Below are 18,408 nucleotides of genomic sequence, written 5' to 3' on the forward strand. Positions count from 1 at the left end.
CTAGAGCAATCCGAGAACTCTTGCTCTCCCTATTGCCGCATCGCGGTTGGTGGCATCGAGCTTGCGGTAAATGTGAACCATATGGGTCTTGATGGTGTTGACCGACACGAAGCAACGATCAGCAAGTTCCACGTTGGTGAAGCGGGTTGGCAGGTAGGACAAGATCTCCAATTCGCGATCGGTGAGCGGGTCGGGCAGTGCCTGCTGCCGGGGATCAACGGACTGTTGCGCATGCGCCAAAATGATGTCTCGGAACGCTGCCTGTGGGCCTGAGATGTCCCGCAGCCGCCTCAGAATGACCGGGCCAGCCCGCACAAAAACACCCACAAGTCCGTGCATCTCGGCCATCTTGACGGCGTCTCCCAGATGGCGCCTGGCCTCAAACGGTTCGTTGTCACAGGTCGCGACCCAGGAAAGGAGAATGTGGCATTGCACGACGGCGAGAGGATCAGGATCCAGGACGAGTTCCGGCCATGAACCCACGATGCCGCGAGCCCTCTCAGGATCACCCAAGGTTAACGAGGAAACCGCTCGTTCAAAAAGCATTGTCGACAACGATTCTGGTTCTTCCTGATCCTGCGGGAAACTGGTAGCAGGCATGCGCAGAGGTTCCGCCTCGGCCGGCAAGTCGTCGTCGCCTCGGCGCAAAGACGTCATCACCGCTGCCAAGTAGGCGTCGGTGACTGAACGATCGGCGAGCATGCCGGCTTCACGGGCACTCAGTAGTGCCTCGCAGATCAGTGACTCGGCACGCTTGACCTTGCCGCACCAGGCTTCCAGCAAGGACAACGTGCTGAGCGCACCGACTCTTTCGTGCGAGCCGGCTGCAGCCTCCCCTAGGCCCTGGACCAGCAGTTCCCGTGCCTGATCAATCTGGCCCGCCAGTAGGAAGGCCCGGCCCCCAGCAACAAGCACATCCAGCCGACCAGCGGAATTCTGGGGGGCGCCCAATTCGTCACCTGTGGCCGCGATGCAGGGCTTGTCGGCGGACGGGAATTCGCGAATTTGCCTGCACGCGGCAGCTGCGGTCAACTCCGGTCTTGTAGCCAGCAATATCTGGGCCGCCAGGAATCCTGCATCCGAGGACCTCCTATTGCGTGCCCCTAGCTGATCACCAGCGGGGCCGTCCTGGTCCAAAAACATGCCCAAGCCTCCACCGTCCTCCAGCGCCAGTGTCCCCAGCAATAGATCAGCATCAATGTAATTGGAGCGGGTGGACTCCGGGACCCGCAGCAACCACCCAACAACAGTTGGCATGTCGCCATTCACCAGGACTTCGAAGGCATTCGAGAGCATAGCCTCCAATGCCCGCTCCCAGAATCGTCCCCGCAGCAGGTATTCGATGGCTTCCTTGGCGCGGCCCTTGGCCAACTGCCAGTCGGCAGCCACACTGAGAATGCTGCGTTCGTCCGTGCTGCCCCCGGCGCGTAGTTGTGAGCGCAACAAATCACGAAAGAGGTGGTGAAACCTGTACCACTCGCGGCGCGAGTCCAGTTCCATCAGGAAAATGGAGTCCCCGTGCAATTGTTCAAGAATCGACTGCGCGTCGTCACGGCCTGTCACCGCATGGACGAGTCCGGCGCACATGTCCTCCAACACCGACATCCGCAGGAGAATTTCGCGTTGGTCAAAGGGCAGGGCTTCCAACACTTCCTCAGCAAGGTAGTCGGCCACCAGCCGGTCACTGCCACCGAACGCCGCAACAAATGCATCCGGGTCAGGAACCTGCCGTAGGTTCAATCCCGCCAGCTGTAATCCGGCTGCCCAGCCCTCCGTCCGCGCATGCAATGCCCGGACGGAGGGCGTGCTGAGCCGATGCCCGGTGGTCCGCTCCAGCAACTGGGCCGCCTCTTCGGCGGTAAAAGCGAGCTCGACGTTCCTGAGTTCCAAAAGTTCGTCGCTCAAGCGGTATTGACTCAGTGCGATCGGCGGATCGGCGCGCGAAGCCAGGACTACGTGGATGTTCCCGGGGGCTTGCAACAGCAACTCGCCAAGGTCGTCAATAAGGTCAACGTTGGACAGTCGTTGCGCATCGTCCACGACAATGACGACCTCCGGCATGCGTCCCAGGGCTGCCACCAGGACTGAAATGACGGGCTCTCCAAGTCCACCCTCAGAGAAGGTGGACAGCGCCGACACCTTGGCAATGGCCGGATCCACCGCTGCCAGTGCCTCCACCAGTCGGTGGACAAAGCGTGCCGGGTCGTCATCGGCGGCCTCGATGCGGAACATGGCGATGGCGCGCCCCGTCTGCTGTGCGGCCCATTGCCGCAGCAGCGTCGACTTCCCAGCACCGGCCTGCGCGATGATCAAAGTCAGGCGGCATTGCAGCGCTTTGTCCAGTTCGGCACATAATCGGGGCCGGTCAATAAGGTGGGCCGGCCCCATGTGTTCCGAAGAAGTCATCATCTTTTCTCCCCATCCACGCTTAGTGTGTCACCGCAGTTGTTGGAGGGCAAGAGTTTGATTGTTTGGCTACTGTTCGGCGTGACGCTCGTCCCAATGGGCCAGAAGTGCATAGAGAACCAGTACATCAATGGCGATGACTATAAACGACCACCAGGGCTGGACCGGCACCAGAAGCATTTGGACAATTGTGCTGAGGATCACCAGCACAATGGCGACGACGCGCGCCCACGTGGCGCCCACAAAGAGGGAAATCGATGTGAGGATCAGCAGCACTCCAATCAAGAGGTTCCACCAGCCCCAACCGGTGGCGTCGAAGAGGAACAAGTCGCCGTCCACAACCGTGTAGTACGTGCTCGGGCCGATAAGGGCAACGAGGCCCTGAATGGCGCTGAAGATGCCGCTGACGAGAAGGATTACACCGGCGAAGGGGATCCAGGCAGTCGGGTGCGTTGAGGTGACGTTGCTCGTTGACCTGATGGTACTCATGTGCCGACCTCTTTCAATTGTTTGATCGTGTTCGCTGCGTCCCGTCAAGTCGACGGTGCACCAGTGGTGCCGGCTGGCCAGCACCACTGCTGCCCATATTCCTCCCTAGCTGCCATCTTTCCCTCACCCACATCGGATGATGCTTTGCGCACCCACCCCAGCCCCGGTCAGCGCTCGGTGGGTGGCTTCCACCCCGACACCACGCGGGCGACTGCTATCACCAGAAAAAGCTGCCCCGCGATGGCCTCGGCAATGGCAACGCTCTGAACACCCGCCCCGCTGGGGACCTTGTCGCCATACCCCGTTGTGGTGAGTGTGGTGAAAGAAAAGAACATCTGGCTCGTCAGCGACTCAACCTGCCCGTCTCCGAAGATCGGGGAGGCTGATGTCAGGGCAATGAAGTTATAGACGAAGGTGAAGAACATGCCAACCAGAATGTAGGCGGCGATTGCTGCCAGCAGGGACTGACCATCCACATGCTTCTTCCTCACCTGGTGGGCAATAATCACTACCGGGGCAGCGAGGTAGGCCAGCATCGACGCACCAGAAAGTACAATATCCAGCAGGTGCCCCTGTGCCCCGATGAGCCAAACGATGGTCACTGCCACAGCTGCCGTCGACAACGTGATCATGCCGGCCCTGCGAATGCCCGGCTTCGCCTCCGCCACCCAAAGTATCAAGGCAACTGTGGCTAGCTGGACAAGCAACGCGACGGCGCTGGGGTTCGCCGTTCCCTGCGCCGCGCACACAGCGTAGGACACAACTATCGAGGGCAGCACCAACCAGTAGCCAAAGCGGAAGACGGGCGTGCGCCCACCTGCCGAGCCCGGCAGCGAACTCGTCGCGGTCACCGCAGTGGCTTGTCTGGAGCAGATCCCCGCTTACCAGCCCGAGCCCGAGCCCGGGCCGCGCTGTGCGCGAGCTGCCGGGTGTGCTTGCTTTCCACGTCCTCCTGTTTCTTGATGCTTCTGGTCTCCCCCGTCGGTCCTAGTGCCGGACGCCAGAAACGGGCACTAGGATCCGAGTCAATCAGCAACGCTTTTCCGAACAGTGTGAAGGGAATTGCCAGAATCGCCCCAACAGGACCCATGACGACAGCCCAGAACAATACTGAAAAGAATGTGACGGACTGGCTGAGCGACACCGCCTGGCCCACAACCCGTGGCTGGATGATCGACTGAACCACGGCATTGATCACGGCATAAATGACAACGACGGCGATCAGAGTCGGCCAACCTCCAACAAGGAAGCCGAAGACCATCGGTGGGACGAGCGCAAAGAAATAGCCCACATTGGGGATGAAGCTGCACAGAAAGGCCAGAAGACCCCACAATAACGCCGCAGGGACGTGCATTATCCAAAGCGCCAGTGCGTTAAGGACTCCCTGGACAATGCCAAGTCCTGTTGTCACCACCATGTAGCGGCGCACATTGGACGCATAGTCTGTGAGGGCAGTCACCAGATCAGGCGCCTTTGCGCCCAGCTGATGAAGAATCGTCGGAACGTACACGGCGTCGGCGGACATGAGGATCATCATGGTCAGCACTATGACCAAGGCCCCCGAAATGCTGAACACGCCGCCCACGGCGTCCGTGACAAGCGCCATGACGTTCCTCGGGTCGATGCTGCTCACCAGTGCGGACACCTGGTCCTGGCTGATTCCAAGGGAACCCAACCGCACACCGATGTTCTGGCCCATCTCCTCGAACTGGCTGGCGTACCGGGGCAGCATCTCCACGAACTGTCCAACGGCGATGAAGACCGTCACAACGAACCCGGCCAGGAACGCGAACATCACCGCGATGACCGCTCCCGTGGCCAAACCCTGCGGCACCCCCCGCTTCTGGACGTAGGCCCTCGCCGGATGAGCGCAGATGGTCAGGATGAGCGTGAGTAGCACCGGTGCCAGAATTCCGCGCAGGCCGCTAATACCGATGGCTACGATGGTCGCCGAGGCGAGCCCAAGTAGTACGACAACTCCCCGGGGAAGCGCTCCAGACGTGTGTGGCATGTGATTCGCCCCGATCTCCACTGCACCCATGCACGAAAGTTTTGACGCACAGCGGTGCTCTCGACTACTGGCATCGTATGGAGCTCAACCCCACATTGCGTCATACCAGATGGGTGATGCCCGCAATCAGCCGCTGACGCTCACCCTTGGTGGGTGATGCCCCCGGGCCAACAGCAACGCTAAGTTCAAGCCATTCGCACGGACCGCCGGGCGATCCGCTAAGCACAAATGAGCGAAAGGGTTACTGTCATGAATTTCTGGGACTTTCTCGGCTTTCTCTTCTGGAGCTACATCTTCATCTCCTACCTGATGTTCTTGTTTTGGATCCTTGGGGACATCTTCCGCGACAACACCTTGAACGGGTGGTTGAAGGCCGTCTGGATACTGTGCCTCATTGCCTTCCCCTTCATCACAGCTCTGATCTATTTGATCGCTCGCGGTCAAGGGATGAGCCAACGCCAGACGGCACAGGTGCAGCGCTCCATGTCTGAGACGGAGTCTTACATTCGATCCGTCGCTTCGAGTTCGCCGGCCGATGAAATCTCCAAGGCCAAGTCGCTGCTGGACTCTGGAGCCATCAGCCAGGATGAGTTTGAAGCACTCAAGGCACGTACACTGTCCGGCACGCAACATCACACAGCTGTCTAGCTGCCATTCACCGAGGACCCCATGGACACCCCATCACCCACGTTCGGCGCCTTCCACGCCCGAGCTGTTGCCGGTCGCCAGGCGCGTCAGAGCGCTCCTCGATCCGCTCACTCGGCGTGGAACGCCGGGCCCCAGCGGCAAGATCCCATCGCCGTGTTTAGGGAACAGGGAGCCTCCCGAGTGCCCGAACTCATTCCCATTCGACATGCACGGATGATGGCCTCCCCTTTTACCTTCTTTCGCGGCGCCGCGGCACTGATGGCCATGGATCTTGCGGGGACTCCGGATTCAGGTATTACCGTTCAACTGTGCGGCGATGCCCATCTGTCGAACTTTGGGTTGTTCGCCAGCCCGGAGCGGGCGTTGATCTTCGATATCAATGACTTTGACGAGACACTGCCTGGGCCCTGGGAATGGGATGTCAAACGGCTGGCAGCGAGTTTCGAAGTTGCGGGACGGCACCGCGGATTCTCCAACGCCAAGCGAAACGCGATCGTATGTGCCGTGGTGCGTGGCTACCGGGACCGGATGCACGCCGCAGCGACGGCCCCTGTTTTGACGGCGTGGTATGACCGGGTGGACGCTGGGCAGGTGGGTGCTTGGCTGCGCCTGCAGGACAAGGAAGAGCGTGCGAACAAGAAGGTGCTCAAACGCACCGAGAACTTAATCGCCAAGGCGCGCACCCGGGACAGCCTGCGCGCGTTCGCCAAGCTGGTTGAGGTTTCCAATGGTGATCTGCGCATCAAGGCTGATCCTCCCCTGGTCACGCCACTGGCCGATCTCACACCACCTGGCCGCGAAAGGGAACAAAATACTACGGCCATGGCAGAGCTCCTACGGTCGTACCAAACCACTCTGGTACATCAAAATCATCCAATCAAGGAATTTCACTTCGTCGACATGGCCCGAAAGGTGGTTGGCGTCGGAAGCGTTGGCACCAGGGCCTGGATTCTGCTTCTCTGCGGCCGGGGCAACGATGATCCACTGCTACTGCAAGCTAAGGAGGCCCAGGCTTCCGTGCTCGAACGCTTCCTTCCCGCCAGCAAATATGAAAGCCACGGAGAACGCGTTGTGAGGGGACAGCGACTTATGCAGTCTGCCAGCGACATCTTCCTCGGCTGGCAGCAAGCGGAGTCTTTCGATGGGCAGTTGCGCGACTTTTACATACGCCAGTTGCATGATTGGAAAGGCTCGGCAGACATTGAGTCAATGCCCGCATCAGGGGCACTCTTGTATGCCCAGCTCTGCGGGGAAACCTTGGCCAGGGCCCATGCTCGAACGGGTGACAGGGTGGCAATTGCTGCCTATCTGGGGACAAGCGACCGTTTCGATCGCGCCATTGCCCGGTTCGCAACCATCTACGCGGACCAAAATGAAATCGACTATGCGGAGTTTTGCCGCGCCATCGCCGATGGCCGGCTTGAGAAACCTGCAACGCCCTAGGCGAGGAGCAGTGTTGTCATGACACGAGAGAACAATCCGGATCTATTGGACACCATAGCCCGTCTGACCGGCGAGAATGAGGCGCTCCGGCTAGCCCTGGGCACCAAGGTGGGTCCCTCGATGCTGCCTGCCAGGGGAAAAGGCGTGGCGCATCCCCACCAGCGCAGCTGGGGCTGGACGCTGCTGGCCACCGCGCTCATTGTCATAGGTGCCCTCCTGGCCCCGGTTGCCACAGTCGCCTCCTGGGCCAAGGTGCAGCTCACCAATACGGAATCCTTCGTTGCCACCTATGCCCCCCTGGCCAACGACCCCAGCGTCCAGGCCTATGTGGCAGACCAGGCCGTCAACGTCATCCAGCAGAATGTGGATATTCCCGCACTGACCTCCGACGTCTTTGACGGCATCACAGCATTGGGAACCGGACCGGCCGCAACCCGGGCACTGGAGGCACTTAAGGCGCCGGCGGCCCAGGGCATTGTTTCCCTGGTGCGCTCCACCGTCGGCACGTTCGTGGAGTCCGATGCCTTTGCCCAGGTATGGCGGGAGGCGCTTCGGCTGAGCCACTCCCAACTGATTGCCACCTTGCAAAATGATCCCCAAGCGGCAATGGCTGTTGGCTCGGATGGGTCCGTGGGCATCCAGCTTGGCCCCATCATTGAGCGGGTCAAGGTGGTGCTTCTGGAACGGGGGCTGACATTCGCGGCCCAGATCCCGGCGATTGACCGCACCATCACGGTCTCACAGAATTCCTCCCTGCCCACTCTTCAGCTCTTCTACGGCCTCGCCTTGGCGGCCGGCGCGTGGCTGCCATGGATTGCCCTGCTGTTCCTAGGCGCGGGTGTTGCCGTTGCGCGTCGCAAGTCTCTCGCGCTGGTCTGGGCGGCTGTTGCACTCGGTTTGGGTATGGTCGTCGTCGTTGCTGGCATCGCCATTGGGCGAATCGTCTTTATTGGTTCGGTCTCGCCGTCGCTGATCCCTTCCGGCATGGCACGGACGATCTTCGACGCCGTCACCACAGCGATGAGCTCCACCGGTCTGGCAGTGCTGTTGCTGGCGATCGTCGTGGCCATCACGGCTTGGGCCGCTGGTCCGTTCCCTGTTGCCAGCAGGCTACGAAGCTTTTTCCAGGCCGGGACAACTCGTCTTCGCCAAACGGCCGAACAACACGGCATTACCACCGGGCGGACAGGCCATTGGTTCTATGCCCAACGGACGTTGATCCGCGCCGCCATCGCAGTCATTGCGGCGGCAGTGGTTCTGTTCGTGCGGCCCCTCACCACCGGTCTTATCGTTTGGACGTTGGTGATCTCCGTAGTGGTCTTGGCTATCGTTGAACTTGTCCAGCGCCCTGTGGCACTGGTTCCTTGGACTGGCCAGGACGTCGATGGTCATGCGCGGGCTGTCCCGGCGGTGGATTAGCTCACAGGTTTACGGCTGCCGCATGGGGACGCCCACATCGGCACCGCCTTCGTGGGTGAGTCGGGCCCCCATGGTCACGATTGTCGGGGCCGGCACGAAGCCACCGGCGAATAGTGCTTCGCCCTGCCGGAATCCTGGCGACCTGGCGAACATCGCAGCTGGCACGAACCCGAAGATCGTGGCCAGCTCCTCGAGATCGTGCGGGGAGGACATCTTCATGAGTGCCAGATTGTCGCACTGCGAAATGATGCTGGGGTGGACGCGGGACGGGCGCTGGGTTGAAAGTAGCAGCCACAATCCGAACTTGCGCCCCTCAGCGGCTATCTGGATGATCCGCTCCCTCACGGCAACATTCAACGGGCTGTTCTGTTCCGCCGAGCAGAGGTTGTGGGCCTCGTCAATCACAATGAGGATGGGCCTGCGCTGCTCCCGCTTTTCCCAGAGGTCATCCAGCACGGCCAGCGCCACGACGAGGGATTCGTCGGGGTAGGCGAAGCCGCCAAGATCAAGAACCGTGGCGTCGGGGCGCTCCTCAAGAACATCCGTCACGGCTTTTGCCCCGGCCGCCCAAACCTGCCACTCCGTCACCCGAAGGTTTTCAATGCGGGCCGCCAACGTCTGCGCCGCCTTGCTTTCCCGCGCGCGCAGTGTTGGCACTATCAGCTCTGGAGAGACAATTCCCACTGTTTGTTCCAGGTGAATGAGCTCGTTGTATTCAGCGTGATCCGTGAGTGGATGCAGCCGCAAGACTGCGGCTTTGGACTGCAGCGACATATCCCTGAAGCGAACGCGCAGCGAATCCGGGCCAGTTGGCCCTGGCCGCAGGATCTGAATGTCACGGTCAGCAATGACGCTGGCTGCGCCAGCCTGCCCGCCGTGGGAGTTCGGCTCGCTGAGTCTCACGAAGTCGGCATTCGGATCGAGAATCACCATGGGCAGGGCGGAATGGATCAGAATCTGCTCCAGCACAACACCGAGGGCATAGGTTTTTCCCGACCCGCTCTGCCCACACCAAAAAGTGTGCCGGTTGAAGCGGTTCGGGAGCAGTCTGGCCGGGATGTCCCCCCCCGCTGACGTATGAGCCTATGACTAACGGGGCCGCCGTGTTGCCGTAGAGGAGCTCGATCATGTTCGCCTCAGCATTCCCCATCTCAGCCAGGGCAAAGGGCATGGTCTTGCGAGCCTCCAGCGTCCCGCTTTCTGAGATGGCGCCGAGAATTCTCCCCCCTCCACTGAGTGTGCCCCCGATTGAAAATTCAACATTTTCGACCTGGCCGAGCTGGATCCTCTCCGAATCGCTACCCAAGGTGACGAAGGTGCCGGGTTCCACTGCTGATTCGATCGGGGCGGTAAATTGAAAACGCCGCCCGTCAAGCGAAACTGCTTTGGAGCGGTCAAGTGTCGGTGAGTCTCCAACGGCCATGGTTTGGTCTTCCATCCTTGTATCCATCCGGTGTCTGCGTCCTGAACGTCAGAATAGCCGTACAAGTCCGTCTTGACTAGGCGTCCTTCTGCGTTGCAAGCACTTCGATGGGTGTGTGGTTCCGCTGCTGTTTGCCCTTCACTGTCGACGACGGCGAACGCCTTCCCGATGCCTCTAAGCGAGAACCGGGCCCATTTGTGATGCCGCAGCTTCACCCGCCGCGGATGAGGCGGCACTCCTGAGGGCGGGCATACCGTTGATGACGTCGTGACCGGGGTTTTCCCGGTCAAGGTGCGATCCCGGGAGGCGGCAGCGTAATGGAAATCGGTGGGGTGATCGAGACCGTCGGTGAGGTTGTGGATGCACTCGGAGTGCTCGCGATCATCGTTGGAGTGGCGTACGCCATCGTGGACGCGGGAATCCGAGGCATGCGCAAGCAGCACCCGATCTACTCCAGATTTCGGCGTGTACTGGGGCGGGCAATCTTGCTGGGCCTGGAACTACTGGTCGCGGCAGACATCATCAAAACTGTCGCGGTGACGCCGACGCTCGAGTCTGTCACGGTGCTTGGTGTCATAGTACTTATCCGGACCTTCCTCAGTTGGACCCTCGAACTGGAAATGTCCGGCAGGTGGCCCTGGCAAAAGCCCGCCGAGGCCCCCGTGGCGGCAAGTCAATGAGAGGACAACGGTCAGCAGCATGAACAGTCATGCATCAACACCCCCGTCCAAACCATGGGTATGGACTGGCGGGGTCTCAACCTCAGCGCACGCGCAACCCGGTGCTGACAGTCGCCAGCACCGGGGTCGGCAACTATCCGAGCAACGTCGCTTTGGCTGCGGTGAATTCATCGGCTGAGGGAATTCCCTGCTGGTGCATGGCCGCGAGTTGAGCGGCAGCATCCATTGGCAACTGCTGTTGTTCGCAGGCCTGCGCTTCGGCGGCTTGTTGCGCTTTTGCCGCTTGGCGGGACTGGATTCTTCAGGAGACCGCGGTAGCGGTTCCGGAAAATGGCAGCCGTGGTTGCGGCCGCGCGAAGGAGCCCTCCGCAACCGATGCGTCGACCGAGCTCGACCACCTCAAGTCCCGCCAGACCGTATGCGTCGGCAATTTCCTCGCGTTCCAGAACCCGTAGGTCACCGTCCCGGGAGCGCGACACGAACAGCAGGTCAAGCAGCCGCACGCTGCCGGCCTGGACGAGATCCAGAATCGCGTCGACAACCTCGGTGCCGGGGCGTTCACCAGCGAAGCCGATGAGGCAGACCTCGACCGAGCCATATTTGAAGTTGGCATCACCCGTTGCAGACGTGCCTCCAGCGCCATCCGCATCGTTCATTTGTTCTTCCTCCCAGCGTGTGAAACCAAGCGAGTCCGCTCCCCCGTAACGACAGACCGGCGGCAGAGCTGAGGAGGATCCCTTTGGGCACGGCACTGGGCGCCACGTCCACCGCTATGGGGAGAAGGGGACCGAGAGCTGCCCTCAGTTCGACGCACGCCCGCGTTTGAGGGAATTCGAAGGACTGCTGAGCAGGCACCTCACCTTACGGTTCTCATCCGCACCGGATGACGACCAGGAAGAACCACCTCGGTAGTTTTAGGTGATGGATTCCACGCTCACGGCAAATCTGATTTGGGCTGCAGCCTTCCTTGCCGACCTGGCGATCAAGGTGGTCGCCCTGATCGCAATTCCGCGGCGGCGAAAACCAACTGCAGCGATGGCTTGGCTGTTGGCGATCTTCCTGATTCCCTTCGTGGGGATACTGTTTTTTCTCTTGCTCGGAAGCTTCCGGCTGCCACGGGCGCGGAGGGACGAACAAGCCCGCATCGATGATCTGATCGCAGCGCGCGTCGCGGATGCCGGTATCGATACGGGGGCGGATGCCGCCGACTGGCCGCGCTGGTTCCGGCGGGTGGTGACGCAAAATACTGCGCTCACCGCCCTGCCCGCAGTCACCGGAAACGATGCCCGGCTGATTGCCGACTACGACGCCTCGATAGCAGAGATGGCATCCGCGATCGAGAGCGCGACACGATTCGTCCATGTCGAGTTCTATATTGTTTCCTTGGATGCCACAACGGCCCCGTTCTTTGCTGCGATGGAACGTGCTGTGAAGCGAGGCGTCGTCGTGCGGCTGCTCGCTGACCACGTCGCCTCGAAACGCGTCGCGAACGCTAACGCGACGTTCGCGGAACTGGACCGCATCGGAGTCGTGTGGGCCTGGATGCTGCCGGTCATGCCGATGAAGGGCAAATACCAGCGCCCGGATCTTCGCAATCATCGCAAGCTCGTCGTCGTTGACGGTCTGGTGGCTTTCATGGGGTCTCAAAACCTCATCGACCGCACCTATAACGCGCCAAAGAACATTGCGCGCGGCCTGAAATGGCAAGAGCTGGTGGTGCGGCTGTCTGGGCCAGTCGTGGCATCCGTGAACACGGTGTTCCTCTCCGATTGGCTGATCGAGACCACCAATCTTGTGGATGAAGAGCACGTCCCCGCTGCCGCCGTGCCTGTGACCTCCGGTCAACTCGTCTGCCAAGTTGTGCCGAGCGGTCCTGGATACGAGATGGAGAACAATCTGCGCATGTTTTTGTCCCTGATCTACGGCGCCACTGAGCGGGTTATTCTGACGAGCCCCTACTTCGTCCCCGACGAGGCCATGGTCTATGCGATCACCACCGCCTGCCAGCGCGGGCTGGAGGTTCAGTTGTTTGTGTCCGAAATCGGAGACCAGGGCCTCGTCTATCACGCCCAGCGTTCGTACTACGGCGTGCTGCTGGAGGCCGGGGTCAGAATCTTCCTCTATCCGGAGCCATACATCCTGCATTCCAAGCACTTTTCGATCGACGACGACATCGCGGTCATCGGATCGAGCAACATGGACATCCGCTCCTTCAGTCTCAACGCAGAGGTGTCGCTCCTCGTTCGGGGACGTTCCTTTGTCACGGCGATGCGTGACGTGGAGCAGGAGTATCGGCAGGCGGGACGCGAACTCACCCTCGAGGAATGGCGGCAGGAGCCCCGCAAGGCCACTTTCCTGGACGGTCTCGCGCGGTTGACCTCAGCCTTGAACTGAACGGTCCGTCACGGAACAGCTCCGGCGCGTTGCGCCAGAGCACTCCCCCGCAGCGGGTCTTTGGACTCTATTGGCGCTGCCCCCGCCAGCCTAGGCTCAGACCATGACGAACAAACCAGCCAATGCCCCCGCCGAGGAACTAGATGCCCATGAATGCTGGGCATTTCTTCGGGGCGTTTCCGTGGGGAGACTGGCGGTCTGGGACACCGACCATCCCGACATCTTCCCCATAAACTATGCGGTGGACCACGGCTCACTGGTGTTTCGCACGGGTCTTGGGACCAAGCTCGACGCGGCCCTCGGTGAAACACCCGTGGCCTTTGAGGCCGACGGCGTCGATCCGGTCAGCGCCGTCGCCTGGAGCGTTGTGGCCAAGGGCAGTGCAAGGCGCATCGACTCAACGGAAGATGTCCTGGCCAGTTTTTCGATCATGCTCTTCCCCTGGCAATCCGGACACAAGGACACGTTCGTCCGCATTGAGCCAACATCGATCACGGGCCGAAAATTCGTGGTGGCCGATCCCGCGCAGTGGTGGACAGCCCAAGCCACAGCAACCCGTACCAGCCCGGAATGACTGTTCTGTACCTCAAACTCGCAGTTCTCCTCCGAAAGGCAACAAATCACCATTGTCGGTAGCGGAAACATGGCGCGATCCATCGCCGTTCGCATGCTTGAGGCTAGGCACTCCGTACAGATATTGGGACGTAACGGGGAAAGACCCGCGAGCTCGTAGAGATCCTCGGAGCCGGAGCCCAAGGCGGCGGGGAAGGTGCCGTCATTGAAGGCGGCATCGTTGTTCTTGCGGTCCGCTTTGACAGCCTCACTACCCCTGAGGGAAGCTCTGCAGCGGAAGAAATCGCCCGTCACGTCAGCCCCGCACACAAGAACTTCAACTGGGACACCTCCTTGAACCTCCTCCCCTAAACAGTCCATGAACCCAGCGCCCAACACGTGAACCGGAAAGTGACAATGACCTTCATTCGTACCCACCTCATGATCACTGCCACCCTTGCGGTGGGGTGCTTGGTGCTTATTTTGCTTGGCGTGGGTCAAGGCGGTGCTGCACAACTGCTGGCAAGTGTGTTTGCAGGCTGCGCCGCGATTTCACGTGGCGCAGCCATGATCCGTGACATGGTGCATGGCCGTTGGGGTGTTGACCTGCTGGCCGTGACTGCAATCGTTAGCACCATTGTGGTCGGAGAGTACATCGCGTCGCTCATCGTCGTGCTGATGCTTTCCGGGGGAACAGCCTTGGAGAAGTACGCGTCCGGCAGAGCTCAAGCGGAACTGACCGCACTGCTGAACCGCGCCCCTCAATCGGCGCATCGCGAAGGCAGGGGCGGGGTCTTGGCGGATATTGCCGTCAGGGAGGTGGCGGTGGGGGACATTTTGCTGATCCGGCCCGCCGAAGTGGTTCCCGTCGATGGTCGCCTGTTGTCAACGGCGGCGTCCTTTGATGAATCGGCCATTACCGGCGAAAGCCTGCCGGTAGAACTGGGTCAAGGCGATGGCATCCTCAGCGGTTCCCTCAACGGGCCGGTGGCTGTCCAGATGGAAGCCACCGCAACGGCTGACGATTCTCAATACAGCCGGATTGTGGCGCTGGTGCAGGGTGCAGCCAGCAGCCGGGCGCCAGTGGTCCGCCTGGCAGACCGGTATGCCGTGCCGTTTACGCTGCTGTCCTTGGTGATAGCAGGTGTTGCCTGGCTGCTCAGCGGAGACGCGCTTCGATTCGCAGAGGTGCTGGTGGTTGCCACGCCTTGCCCGCTGCTCATTGCGGCCCCGGTGGCCTTTTTGGGTGGCATGAGCAGGTCTGCGCGGAATGGAATCATTGTTAAAAGTGGTGGCACTCTTGAGCAGCTTGCCAAGGTGGCCACTGTTGTCTTCGACAAGACCGGAACCCTCACGCAGGGCCGGCCCACCCTGGAGGAAGTAAGGGTCGCCGCCAATAGCCGCGGTTTTCCCAACGCCGACGAGCTGCTTGTTCTGGCCGCATCTGCCGAACAGTACTCTTCCCATGTCCTTGCCTCATCGGTAGTCAATGCGGCACTAGATCGCGGACTGTCACTCACCCACGCCAAGGAGGCTGTTGAACATGCAACCGACGGAGTTTCTGCCCTTGTAGGGGACCACTGGGTTGTGGTGGGCAAACGTTCCTTCGTCTCCCAGAACACCGGCTTGGTCCCGGAGCCGGAACTCACCGGCGGCCAGCTCGCGGTCTATGTGGGAGCCGATTCTCGCTACCTGGGTGCGCTGATCATGAGTGATCCACTGCGGGAGAACGCCGTAGAAACACTTGCCGGCCTCCGCGACTTGGGCGTTGCCCACACTTTGATGGTCACAGGCGATGCCCTATCGACGGCGGAGCACATCGCCGGCCAAGCGGGAATCTCGCAGGTCCGTGCCGGCTGCCGTCCAGCAGATAAAGTCACAATAGTGCGGGGTATAGTCCAACGGCCTGTCATGATGGTTGGCGACGGCATCAACGACGCCCCCGTGTTGGCTGCTGCCGACGTCGGTGTGGCCATGGGTGCCAAAGGGTCCACCGCTGCCAGTGAATCCGCCCATGTGGTGATCATGGTGGACGACCTCTCGAAGGTGGCCAGCGCCGTCCGCATTGGCAAGGATACGGTCCGGATTGCCGTCCAGAGCATTTGGATCGGAATACTGCTGAGTCTTGGCTTAATGCTGTTCGCCGCTGCCGGGCTGATCCCCGCCGTTGCCGGCGCCCTGAGCCAGGAACTGGTGGATCTGGCCACCATCTTCAACGCACTGCGAGCACTCAAATGGGGTGAGCGCTCGTCCGCCCGCGCGAGCGCCCGGGTGCATTACAGTCCCCCACACCAACTGGTTCAGAAATGACGCGGGCTTCCCGGAGGACTTTGTGCCCTTGTTGGCCAATGGTAGGTAAGACAGACTGGCAGGACAGCTACGGAGGGAAACGACGACGATGGATGGGCTAACTGCCTCCGACCCGCAAAAGATCGCCACGGCCACGGCCACGGCACCGGCACCGGCACCGATCACCGTTTTTATTCTCGACGATCACGAACTTGTGAGGCGAGGGCTCAAAGAACTGCTTGAAGGTGAGGGCTTCAAAGTTATTGGGTCCACCGGCTCCGCACTGGAAGCAACCAGGCGCATCCCGGCCCTGCATCCCGACGTTTCGGTATTGGATGCCCGGCTGCCCGATGGTACCGGCATAGAGGTCTGCCGTGATGTCCGGTCGGTGGATCCCACGCTGCAATGCTTGATTCTCACCAGCTACGACGACGAGCAGGCCCTGCGTGGAGCTGTGCTGGCTGGCGCCTCAGGTTACGTGCTGAAGGAAATTGACGGCACGGATCTGCTTTCCTCCCTGCGCCGCACCGCCAAGGGTGAATCCCTTTTCAACCCCGACGTCCTGGCGAAAGTAGTTCAGGGCCTCGCCGAGCCTGAACGGATGGATCCGCGGATCTCCGCACTGACCCCGCAGGAAGGGCGCGTACTGAAACTCATTGGACGCGGATTGACCAATCGTGAGATTGGCAGTGAAATGTTTCTGGCCGAGAAAACTGTCAAGAACTATGTGTCCTCACTACTGGCAAAACTGGGTTTTGAGCGACGCACGCAGGCAGCCATTTTTATCACAGACACCCGATGGCAAGCCCCTGAATATCGTCAATGAGCATCGGCTGCGGGTACACGCCAGGTCAGCCGGGTTCCGGTATTTTCGCCGCTCTCCAGGTCAAAGGTTCCGTGCAGAATCTCGGCCCGCTGTTCCATGTTCAGCAGCCCGCTTCGGTGAACCAGATTCCCCACGCCAATGCCGTCGTCGTCAATGTTGACGCTAACATGCTCCGAGGTCACCTCAACGTAAACCTCTATTGCCCCTGCGTCGGAATGCCGCACGGCGTTGCTTAGCCCTTCGGACAGCACCGCTAGCAGGTGCTTGGCTGTTTCCTCGGAAATCGCAGAGTCTATGGGCCCGGCCAAATTCAGCCGGGGAGCGAAGGCAAGCGTTTTGGCGGCAGTGCGAACTGTCCTCAGGATCAGGTCGCTCAGCAGCTCCGTCTCACCAGAGCTGACCCGCAACGAGTAAATGGTATTTCGCAAGTCCCGAATGGTCTCATCAAGTTCAGTGGTGACAGCCCTAATTCTCTGGGACGCCGTCTTGTCCGTAATGAACCGCTGCAAACTCTGAATACTGAGGCCTGCGGCGAAGAGACGCTGAATGACCACGTCGTGCAAGTCCCTTGCAATACGGTCCCGATCCGTGAAAACCATGATCTGTTCACGGAGTCTGTGCGTTCTGGCTAGTTCCAAGGCCAAGGCGACGTGGGATCCAAACACGGCGCTCATCTCCACCACAATCTTGGAGTAGCTCCCAGAGCCTTGGCTGCGTGCCAGGATCAACAAGCCCTGGTTGGGGCCTTGGGGGCCCAACGCAATGACAATGATCGGCCCAAACGCTGCCCCGTCCTGCGCGCCGAGCAGATCAGTGGCGTCCTCGAAGACAGTAGGTACGCCGGTCCTTAGGACCTCCGCGATCTCCGGGGAGTCCAAAGCCAGGGAGCGGCCAGCCAGGAGCGGAGCCCGTTCGCCCGCGGCCGCGGCCACATACAGCTCAGGGCCGAGCTCGGAGGAAACCCCAATCATGGTCAGGGCAGAGTCAGACTCTGCCAAAGCAGTGGCCGCAATCATGTCCAGACTGCTTTCAGTGATGTTGCGTTCATCATCCATCATCTTGCCTGTGACATCCATGCACGCTTCCAGCCAACGTGAACGGCGCCTCGCGTCTTCAAACAAACGAGCATTTTCAATGGCAACCCCAGCAGCAGCGGCCAGGGCTACGGCCAATTCCTCATCCTCGGCCGTGAAGTCTTCACCGCCTGCCTTTTCCGTCAGATACAGGTTCCCAAAAACCTTTCCCCTCACTCGCACGGGGACGCCCAGAAAGGACACCATGGGCGGGTGGTGTTCGGGGAACCCGTAGGAGGCGGGGTGATCGTGTAAATCGTGCAGTCGCAACGGGTGCGGGTCACTTGTCAACAGGCCCAAGACGCCGTGTCCTGTGGGTAGGGGGCCTATCTTGGTTATGAGTTCCTGATCTATGCCAACGGTAATGAAATGGCTCAGCGATTGGTCCTCACCAATCACTCCCAGCGCAGCGTAGCGGGCGTTCAAAAGTGTGCAGGCAGACTTCACCACCCTCTCCAGTACCGCATCCAAGCTGAGATCCTCCGCCACGGAAACCACTGCTTCCAGCAGGCCGCGCATCCTTTCCTGCGTGGAGAGCAGTTCGCCAGCTCGGTCCACAAACTCCCGCAACAGGTCCTCAATTCGGGTGCCTGCAACGGCCGGCAACAGTGGCACCGACTTGTCCGCATCAGAATGCTGCACCAGACCCACCTTCAATCGACCATTGGCCGTTGTGTCAAAAGCCTCAAGAACCCGGCCACTACTCACAGGCTACCCCCGTTGCCGGCCGGGCGTCCGCGGTCAGCAGGCCAGGC

16 protein-coding genes are annotated in these 18,408 nt (G+C 60.6%); 9 read left to right on the forward strand and 7 right to left on the reverse strand.

Annotated features, from left to right (window positions below; all coding sequences use genetic code 11):
* The 4 genes from CVS28_RS13520 to CVS28_RS13535 all read right to left on the reverse strand — a co-directional run bounded on the left by CVS28_RS13520 (position 1) and on the right by CVS28_RS13535 (position 4,906).
* Positions 1–2,409 (reverse strand): winged helix-turn-helix domain-containing protein, encoded by a 2,409-nt coding sequence (locus tag CVS28_RS13520; RefSeq protein WP_103481860.1) that lies wholly within the window; start codon positions 2,407–2,409, stop codon positions 1–3.
* A 66-nt stretch (positions 2,410–2,475) separates the two neighbouring features.
* The gene (locus CVS28_RS13525; RefSeq protein ID WP_103466531.1) at positions 2,476–2,895 is read right to left on the reverse strand and encodes a DUF7144 family membrane protein; all 420 of its coding nucleotides are present in this window, start codon (positions 2,893–2,895) and stop codon (positions 2,476–2,478) included.
* A gap of 167 nt (positions 2,896–3,062) precedes the next feature.
* Entirely contained in the window at positions 3,063–3,746 is a 684-nt protein-coding gene (locus CVS28_RS13530) for an ion channel (protein WP_103466532.1), read from the reverse strand.
* Complete coding sequence (locus CVS28_RS13535) at positions 3,743–4,906, reverse strand: AI-2E family transporter (protein ID WP_165788159.1); 1,164 nt, start codon at positions 4,904–4,906, stop codon at positions 3,743–3,745. The genes CVS28_RS13530 and CVS28_RS13535 overlap by 4 nt, the downstream gene beginning before the upstream one ends.
* A gap of 249 nt (positions 4,907–5,155) precedes the next feature.
* Between CVS28_RS13535 and CVS28_RS13540 the strand changes: the two genes are divergently transcribed.
* From CVS28_RS13540 to CVS28_RS13550, 3 genes are read left to right on the forward strand one after another with little or no spacing between them, the layout of a single operon-like run.
* Entirely contained in the window at positions 5,156–5,554 is a 399-nt protein-coding gene (locus CVS28_RS13540; RefSeq protein ID WP_103466534.1) for an SHOCT domain-containing protein, read from the forward strand.
* Between the two features lie 21 nt (positions 5,555–5,575).
* Entirely contained in the window at positions 5,576–6,997 is a 1,422-nt protein-coding gene (locus tag CVS28_RS13545) for a DUF2252 domain-containing protein (RefSeq protein ID WP_103481862.1), read from the forward strand.
* Between the two features lie 18 nt (positions 6,998–7,015).
* Positions 7,016–8,416, forward strand: coding sequence for a hypothetical protein (locus tag CVS28_RS13550; RefSeq protein WP_243399894.1), 1,401 nt, complete (start codon positions 7,016–7,018; stop codon positions 8,414–8,416).
* Between the two features lie 9 nt (positions 8,417–8,425).
* Here CVS28_RS13550 and CVS28_RS13555 read toward each other — a convergent pair whose 3' ends face one another.
* Positions 8,426–9,475 (reverse strand): ATP-binding protein, encoded by a 1,050-nt coding sequence (locus CVS28_RS13555; RefSeq protein ID WP_103481863.1) that lies wholly within the window; start codon positions 9,473–9,475, stop codon positions 8,426–8,428.
* A gap of 681 nt (positions 9,476–10,156) precedes the next feature.
* Between CVS28_RS13555 and CVS28_RS13560 the strand changes: the two genes are divergently transcribed.
* Positions 10,157–10,519 (forward strand): DUF1622 domain-containing protein, encoded by a 363-nt coding sequence (locus tag CVS28_RS13560; RefSeq protein WP_103481864.1) that lies wholly within the window; start codon positions 10,157–10,159, stop codon positions 10,517–10,519.
* Positions 10,520–10,686: 167 nt separating this feature from the next.
* Here the strand turns inward: CVS28_RS13560 and CVS28_RS20165 are convergent, their stop codons facing one another.
* Positions 10,687–11,175 (reverse strand): DUF6325 family protein, encoded by a 489-nt coding sequence (locus CVS28_RS20165; protein WP_243399895.1) that lies wholly within the window; start codon positions 11,173–11,175, stop codon positions 10,687–10,689.
* A gap of 265 nt (positions 11,176–11,440) precedes the next feature.
* Between CVS28_RS20165 and cls the strand changes: the two genes are divergently transcribed.
* The 5 genes from cls (at position 11,441) to CVS28_RS13585 (ending at position 16,580) form a co-directional block, all read left to right on the forward strand.
* The gene (gene cls, locus CVS28_RS13570; RefSeq protein WP_103481865.1) at positions 11,441–12,913 is read left to right on the forward strand and encodes a cardiolipin synthase; all 1,473 of its coding nucleotides are present in this window, start codon (positions 11,441–11,443) and stop codon (positions 12,911–12,913) included.
* A 103-nt stretch (positions 12,914–13,016) separates the two neighbouring features.
* Positions 13,017–13,487, forward strand: a complete 471-nt coding sequence (locus CVS28_RS13575; RefSeq protein WP_103481866.1) for a pyridoxamine 5'-phosphate oxidase family protein — start codon at positions 13,017–13,019, stop codon at positions 13,485–13,487.
* A gap of 51 nt (positions 13,488–13,538) precedes the next feature.
* Positions 13,539–13,646: a hypothetical protein gene (locus tag CVS28_RS20455; protein ID WP_423716411.1), complete on the forward strand. Its 108-nt coding sequence runs from the start codon at positions 13,539–13,541 to the stop codon at positions 13,644–13,646.
* A gap of 236 nt (positions 13,647–13,882) precedes the next feature.
* The gene (locus CVS28_RS13580; protein WP_103481867.1) at positions 13,883–15,775 is read left to right on the forward strand and encodes a heavy metal translocating P-type ATPase; all 1,893 of its coding nucleotides are present in this window, start codon (positions 13,883–13,885) and stop codon (positions 15,773–15,775) included.
* An 88-nt stretch (positions 15,776–15,863) separates the two neighbouring features.
* Entirely contained in the window at positions 15,864–16,580 is a 717-nt protein-coding gene (locus CVS28_RS13585) for a response regulator (protein ID WP_103481868.1), read from the forward strand.
* Here CVS28_RS13585 and CVS28_RS13590 read toward each other — a convergent pair.
* Positions 16,574–18,295, reverse strand: coding sequence for a GAF domain-containing sensor histidine kinase (locus CVS28_RS13590; RefSeq protein WP_341476411.1), 1,722 nt, complete (start codon positions 18,293–18,295; stop codon positions 16,574–16,576). The two genes, CVS28_RS13585 and CVS28_RS13590, sit on opposite strands and share 7 nt — an antisense overlap.
* Positions 18,296–18,408 lie beyond the last annotated feature (113 nt).

The organism is Arthrobacter glacialis (genome assembly GCF_002909415.1).
Classification (GTDB): Bacteria; Actinomycetota; Actinomycetes; order Actinomycetales; family Micrococcaceae; genus Specibacter; species Specibacter glacialis.